At 76.0% G+C, this 6,725-nt stretch carries 5 protein-coding genes; 3 read left to right on the forward strand and 2 right to left on the reverse strand.

From position 1 onward, the window contains the following. Positions 1 to 524: potassium-transporting ATPase subunit C (locus tag AXW62_RS37600; RefSeq protein ID WP_107406395.1), on the forward strand; the 524-nt coding region annotated here is incomplete at its 5' end. A gap of 324 nt (positions 525 to 848) precedes the next feature. On the opposite strand, the gene AXW62_RS37605 is transcribed toward AXW62_RS37600, so the two are convergent. After that, complete coding sequence (locus tag AXW62_RS37605) at positions 849 to 1,058, reverse strand: hypothetical protein (protein ID WP_060948328.1); 210 nt, start codon at positions 1,056 to 1,058, stop codon at positions 849 to 851. A gap of 845 nt (positions 1,059 to 1,903) precedes the next feature. Here AXW62_RS37605 and AXW62_RS37610 point away from each other — a divergent pair. Further along, on the forward strand, positions 1,904 to 3,589 hold the full coding sequence (locus AXW62_RS37610) for an NAD(P)H-dependent oxidoreductase subunit E (protein WP_060948331.1): 1,686 nt from the start codon (positions 1,904 to 1,906) through the stop codon (positions 3,587 to 3,589). Next, entirely contained in the window at positions 3,586 to 6,276 is a 2,691-nt protein-coding gene (gene fdhF, locus AXW62_RS37615; protein WP_060948329.1) for a formate dehydrogenase subunit alpha, read from the forward strand. The genes AXW62_RS37610 and fdhF overlap by 4 nt, the downstream gene beginning before the upstream one ends. A 190-nt stretch (positions 6,277 to 6,466) precedes the next feature. Here fdhF and AXW62_RS37620 read toward each other — a convergent pair. Continuing rightward, positions 6,467 to 6,725: acyl-CoA carboxylase biotin carboxyl carrier protein subunit (locus AXW62_RS37620; RefSeq protein WP_159061050.1), on the reverse strand; the 259-nt coding region annotated here is incomplete at its 5' end.

The raw sequence follows: 6,725 nt of genomic DNA on the forward strand, positions 1-6,725 counted from the left end.
GAGTGGGGCAGCTGGCGTTCCCGCACCAGGCGAACGGCTCGCGGATCACCCGCCACGGCACGACCGTCGGCTCCAGCCTGCTCGGCCAGGGCTTCAGCCACCGCACCCGGCACTCCGGCGGTCCGGGCGGACCGTCCCGGCCCGATCCCGCCTGGTTCCAGCCCCGCCCGTCCGCCGGCGGATACGACCCGCTGGCCTCCGGCGCCTCCAACCTCGGTCCCAACAATCCGGCCCTGGTCCGCACGGTGGAGGAACGGCGGGCGGCAGTCGCCGCGTTCGACGGCGTCGATCCCGGGGACGTCCCCGCCGACGCCGTCACCGCCAGCGGTTCGGGGCTGGATCCGCACATCTCCACGGCGTACGCCTACGAGCAGGCCGACCGGGTCGCCAAGGCCCGTGGCCTGCGCCCCCGGACCGTGCGCGGGCTGGTCGCGCGCCACGTCCGCGGCCGGGTCATGGGCTTCCTCGGCGCGGACCGGGTCAACGTCGTCGAACTCAACGCCGCCCTGGACCGGACGCGATGAAACGGGACCAGGCCTGGGCGGCTCTGGACGCCCGGCCGGGACCCGTACCGGGTGGCCCGGTACGGGGTCCTGGCGCGGTGCCACCGCCGGACGGGCGCCGGTACGCCCGGAGGGTCTTCCGGCGGCGGGCGACGGCGCACCGGGACAGGGCACACCCGGACGGCCGTGTCCTCGTCCAGGACCGGCGGGCCGGGGAGGGGCGCCCCACTACCGGGCCGGCGGGCAGGCAGGGCCGAGCCACCGGCCGACGGGCGGGCCGTCCTCGAAGCGAACGGGGCGCCGCACGCGAGGGGCCAGGGGCGTGACGCGCCGCCGAGTCGGTGTCTACAGCCCCTGGGAGAGCAGGAGTTCGTGGGCGAGCCGTGCGCCGCGTGCCGCCTCCTCGGGCGGAACGTCCTCGGACGGGACGTTCTCCAGACCGTGGGCGAGGGCCCGGACGGCCTCGGCCAGCGTCGCGACCTGCGCTTCCAGTCGGCTCAGCCGGTCTTCCGGTCCGGGCGGGGCGCCGGGGCCCTCGGGCTGGTTCTGTGTCATGTCATGCCTCCTCCGGGGCGCTGAAGGGCCACCGCCCGGGTCGGCCCGGGAAGCGCGCTGGACGATGAAGGCGTGGGACGGGCCGGGCGCGGACGGCGGCGACGACGGTTTCCGGCCAGGTGGTGCCGATCGGCCTCCTGCCGGCGCGCTTGCCGTGATCCCCTCGCCTCGCCGTCGCCCGGCGCTTGCCGTGACCTCGTCGGCCTCGGCGTCGCCCGGCGGCAGGGCCCGGCAGGGGGAGCACCCCGTACGCCGGGGCGTCGCATGCCGAGGCGACCGGCCCAGCGCGTGGCAGCGCCCTTCCGCGAGCCGGCCGGGTCGGCGGCGTACCGGCGGTGTCATCGCGTTCCACCTCGTGGACTGGCGGACATCGGGTCGGTTTCCATGGTGCGCGTCTCCGCCCCGCCCGGCGAATCGAACACCGGACCCCCGCACCGAACGCGCGGCACGGACCGCGTACGACGGTCTGCCCCCATGGGCCGGCCCGGCGGCGGCCCACCGCGCGACAGTACAGGCGCCACGGGCCCGCGTCGTGGTCAGGACCGGCGGAAAGGTGTCCGCCGGATCGGCCGGGACCGGGTAAGGCCGCTCGGTACGGGACGGAACACCGCGGACCCGGAGCGGGCCGGCGCCGTCGGAAACCCGCGCGAGCGCGGGCAGCCGCCCTCGACCGGCGCCTACGGCAGGCGGCAGTTCGCGCCCGGCCCGAAAGCTTCCGCTCGCACCCCCGGGCCAGGCGGTTTTCGGGCGGACCGGCCCGGCAAGGGGCGGCGCCGACGGATGCCGCCGTGGCCCGGGGACGGACACCGGATGCGGCCGGGCGGAACCGGATCCACGATGAGGACATGACGGCTCCCCGCCCCGCCGAGAGCAGCGACGCCTTCCGGGCCCTGGCCGCCCGGCGAGGGCGGTCCGCGGACCGGCTGATGGCGTCCCTGGCCCGGGTACGGGCGGAAACGGCGGAGAGCCCCCGGGCATGGGCCCCGTCGGTCGGCATCCAGGTGGGGCTGCCGGCGGCCGCCGCCCTCGGCCCGGCCTCCTACTTCGCGGACTTCGCCACTCCGCATGGCCGCCGCCACGTCCGGGTGTGCGCCGCGACGGCCTGTTTCGCGGCGGAGGGCGGACGGCACCTCGCCGGTGTGGAGGCCGCCTTGGGGGTCGCCGCCGGGAACGTGACCCCTGACGGGGAGACATCACTGCAGGCCGTTCACTGCCTGGGGTACTGCTACGCCGGGCCTGCCGCCCTCGACGGCGACGCGCCACGCACCGGCCCGGCCCTGGCCGCCCAGCTGACCGGGCGGGAACCCCCACGGGCGCCGGAGATCCCCGCGGCCGACGCCACCGGCGACCCGGTGCTGCTGGGCGGCGTGCTCTGCGGTGAGGCCCCGTGGCAGGTGTGGCCGGGTGTGGTCACGGCACGCGGCCCGGACGCCGTCCACCGGGAGGTGGCCGTGTCCGGGCTGCGCGGACGTGGTGGCGCGGGATTCCGCGTGGCCGCGAAGTGGGCCGCGGCGGGACGTGCCCCGGACACCGTGGTGGTGGCCAACGGCGACGAGGGCGATCCCGGCTCCTACGCGGACCGGCTGCTGATGGAGGCCGACCCGGACCGGGTGCTGGAGGGACTGGCCCTGGCCTGTTTCGCCTGCGGAGCCCGCCGCGGCGTGGTGCTGGTCCGCTCCGAGTATCCGCGCGCCCTCGCCCGTATGAGGGAGGCGGTCGAGCAGGCGTACGCCGCCGGACACCTCGGCTCCCACGTGCACGGAACGGACACCGCGGTGGACGTTCAGGTGGTCTGGGGCGCCGGCTCCTATGTCACCGGCGAGGAGACGGCCCTGATCGCGAGCCTGGAGGGCGGCCGGGGATGCGCCCGGCCCCGCCCGCCGTACCCGACCCGGCGCGGGCTGTGGGACGCCCCGACCGTGGTGAACAACGTCGAGACGCTGGCGGCCGTCCCGTGGATCGTCGCCCGTGGCGGCGGCGCGTACGCCCGGCGCGGAACCGCGGAGGAAACCGGAACGAAACTGGTCTGCCTGTCCGAGCGGTTCGCCCGGCCGGGCGCGTACGAGGTCGAACTCGGCACCTCGGTGCGGCGCATCGTCACCGAGCTCGGCGGTGGTCTCCGCGACGGCGCGGAACTCGCCGTGCTCCAGGTGGGCGGCCCGCTGGGCGGCTTCCTCGCCGCCGACGCGCTGGACGTGCCGCTGACCGAGGCGGGGCTGTCGGCCGGGGGCGCCGCCCTGGGCCACGCCGGTCTCGTCGCCTTCGACCGGCAGGTGGACCCGCGGGACCTGCTGCGGCACATCTGGGAGTTCGCCGCCGCCGAGAGCTGCGGGGCGTGCTCTCCCTGCCGCGTGGGGTCGCGCCGGGGCCTGGAGCTGGCGGCCGGGCCGCTGCCGCCCGGCCCGGCCTACGGGCGGCTGGCGAGGGTCATGGCCGAGGCGAGCCTGTGCGCCTTCGGCCGGCGGATCCCCCCGGCGGTACGCAGCCTGGCCCGTGCCTGCGAAGGCCGCCTGGCGGGGTGGGAGCAATGACCGGTGTCGAGGTCGACGGCGTCGCCGTCGAGGTCCCCGAGGGAGCCTCGCTGCTCGCCGCGGTGCGCGCGGCCCGGATCGAACTGCCCGCGCTCTGCCAGGACGACCGGCTCTCCCCGGCCGGGTCCTGCCGCACCTGCCTGGTGCGGGCCGACGGACGGATCGTGGCGGCCTGCGTCACTCCGGCGGCCCCGGGAGCCACGGTGGAGGCCGCCACGGACGGCCTGCGGGCCCTGCGCCGGGACGCTCTGGAGGTCATCGTCTCGGCCTTGCCGTCCCGGGCCCTGACCGAGGACGGCCGTACCGAGCTGGCACGCGCCTGCCGGTCGGTGGGCATCGGCCCCGAGGTGGCGGCCGGCGCCGGAGGCCGGGGCGAGGACACCTCCCATCCCTATGTGCACCTCGACCGGGACCTGTGCATCGCCTGCGGGCGGTGTGTGCGCATGTGCGCCGAGGTCCAGGGCACTTTCGCCCTGACCCTGACCGGGCGGGGCGCCGAGACCGTCGTCGCCCCCGGCACCGGCGGGCCGTGGGTGGAGTCGGACTGCGTGGCGTGCGGCGGTTGCGTCGACACCTGCCCCACCGGGGCGATCAGCGAGCCGGGCCCCGCACGCGGCCTCACCACCGCGGTCCGCCCGGCGCCGCCGATGACCCGCACCACCTGCGGCTACTGCGGGGTGGGCTGCGCCCTGGACGTGGTCGCCGAGGAAGACCGGGTCGCCGCCGTGCTGCCCGCCCGGGACGGGCCGGTCAACCGTGGGCACGCGTGCGTCAAGGGCCGCTTCGCCCACGGATACCTCACCTCCCCCGAACGGCTCACCCAGCCCCTGCTGCGGGGCGAGCACGGTCTGGAACCGGTCGGCTGGGACGAGGCACTCGCCCACATCGCCCGCGGACTGCGCGCGGCCATCCGCGCGGGCGGCCCCGACGCGGTGGCGGCCATCTCCTCCGCGCGCTCCACCAACGAGGAGAACTATCTCGTCCAGAAGTTCATGCGGGTGGTCATCGGCACCAACAACGTCGACAACTGCTCTCGGCTCTGCCACTCCCCGTCCGCCGCGGGTCTCACAGCCTCCTTCGGGCTCCCCGGCGGCACCGACACCTTCGACGACGTCGAGCGGTCCGACTGTCTGCTGGTCGTGGGCGCCAACCCGGTCGAGGCGCATCCCGTGATCGGCGCGCGGCTGCTGCGACGCGTGCTCCGGGGGGCCCGTCTGGTCGTCGCCGATCCCCGCGCCGTCGGCCTGGCCCCGCACGCCGATGTGCATCTGCGGCCCCGCCCCGGAACCAACGTCGCGCTGTGCCACGGCCTCGCCCACGTCCTGCTGACGGAGGGGCTCGTCGACGACGAGTTCCTGCGGCACCGGGCCGCCGGTCTGCCGGAGCTGACCGGCCTGCTGGCCGACTACCCGCCGGACCGGGTCGCGGACCTGACCGGCGTCCCCGCCGCGGACCTTGTCGCGGCGGCCCGGCTGTACGGCCGCGCCGAGCGGCCCGCCATCGTCTACGGTCTGGGCGTCACCGAGCACCTCCACGGCACCGACGGCGTACGCGCGCTGGCCAATCTCGCCATCCTGCGCGGCGCGGTGGGCACCGGACGGGGCTTCGGTGTCAATCCGCTGCGCGGTCAGAACAACGTCCAGGGCGCCTCCGACATGGGTGCCCTGCCCGATGTGCTGCCCGGCTACGGAAAGGTGACCGACCCGGCCGTCCGCGCACGGGCCGAGGAGGTCTGGGGCGTCACCGTCCCACCCCGGCCCGGCCTGCGGATCCCCGAGATGTTCGCGGCGGCACGGGCCGGACGGCTGGGGGCGCTGTGGGTCATCGGAGAGGACGTCTGCGCCACCGATCCCGACGCCAACCGGGTGGCGCGGGCCCTGGACACCTGCCCGCTCGTCGTGTGCGACGAACTCTTCCTGTCCGAGACCGCCCGGCACGCGGACGTCGTGCTGCCGGTCGCCTCCTGGCTGGAGAAGGACGGCACGTTCGTCAACTTCGACCGCAGGTTCCAGCGGGTCCGCCCCGCCGTCGCCCCGCCGGGCCGGGCCCGTACCGACTTCGACACGGTGCGCGCCGTCGCCGAGGCCATGGGCACCGACCTGGGCTGTCCGACTCCGGCGGACGCGCTGGCCGAGTGCGCCCGGATCAGCCCCCATTTCGCCGGGCTGTCCCACCGGCGGCTGGACCGGGAGGGCGCCGTCTGCTGGCCCTGTCCGGACCCGGACCGGCCGGGCCAGGCCACCTTGTACCGGGAGCGGTTCGCCACCGCCGACGGACGGGCCCACCTCGCGGCCGTGCCCCACCTGCCGCCGGGAGAGCAGCCGGACGGCGACTATCCCCTGGTCATGGTCACGGGCCGGCGCTGGGCGCACTACAACTCCGGATCCATGACCCGCCGTGGCGGCAATCTCGCGCTCGACCCGGTCGACCACCTCGACATCCACCCGGACGACGCCGTCAGGTACGGCTTGCGGGACGGGGAACCGGTCCAGGTGGTCAGCCGGTACGGACGGGCCCGCCTCATCGCGCGCATCGGCGGCGAGACCGCGCCCGGCCAGGTCTTCTGCTCGTTCCACTTCCCGGCGAGCGGGGTGAACCGCGTCACCTCCGATCACGCCGATACGGTCACCTCCTGCCCGGAGTACAAGGTCACGGCGGTACGACTGGCGGCGGACGGCGCCGGGTGATGTCCGGTTCCGTCACAGCGGGAGGCGGCGGGCCGGCTGGGGGAGTACGGGGCCAACATGGTGGCCGGCCGGCCGATCCGCGCGTCCGCACCCGCCGTTCTCCGCCCTGCCGGATGAGGTCCGGCAGGGCGGCATCGCGTATCGGCGTCCGGTGAACCGGCCGGGGCCGTGCTGGCCGGCCGGGGTGTCGTCAGTCCTTGATCTCGCAGATGACGGCGCCGGAGGTGATGGACGCGCCGACCTCGGCGGTCAGGCCCTTGACGGTGCCCGCGCGGTGGGCGTTGAGGGGCTGTTCCATCTTCATGGCCTCCAGGACGACGATGAGGTCGCCCTCGGCCACGGTGTCGCCCTCGGCCACGGCGACCTTGACGATGGTGCCCTGCATCGGGGAGGCCAGGGCGTCGCCGGAGGCGGCGGACCCGGACTTCTTCACCGCCTTGCGCTTGGGC

This window comes from Streptomyces hygroscopicus subsp. hygroscopicus (genome assembly GCF_001553455.1).
GTDB classification, from domain to species: domain Bacteria; phylum Actinomycetota; class Actinomycetes; order Streptomycetales; family Streptomycetaceae; genus Streptomyces; species Streptomyces hygroscopicus.

Excerpts from the sequence above, each read along its gene's own strand:
- fdhF (WP_060948329.1), top strand. The coding sequence starts at position 3,586 with ATGACCGGTGTCGAGGTCGACGGCGTCGCCGTCGAGGTCCCCGAGGGA.
- AXW62_RS37605 (WP_060948328.1), bottom strand. The coding sequence starts at position 1,058 with ATGACACAGAACCAGCCCGAGGGCCCCGGCGCCCCGCCCGGACCGGAA.
- AXW62_RS37610 (WP_060948331.1), top strand. The coding sequence starts at position 1,904 with ATGACGGCTCCCCGCCCCGCCGAGAGCAGCGACGCCTTCCGGGCCCTG.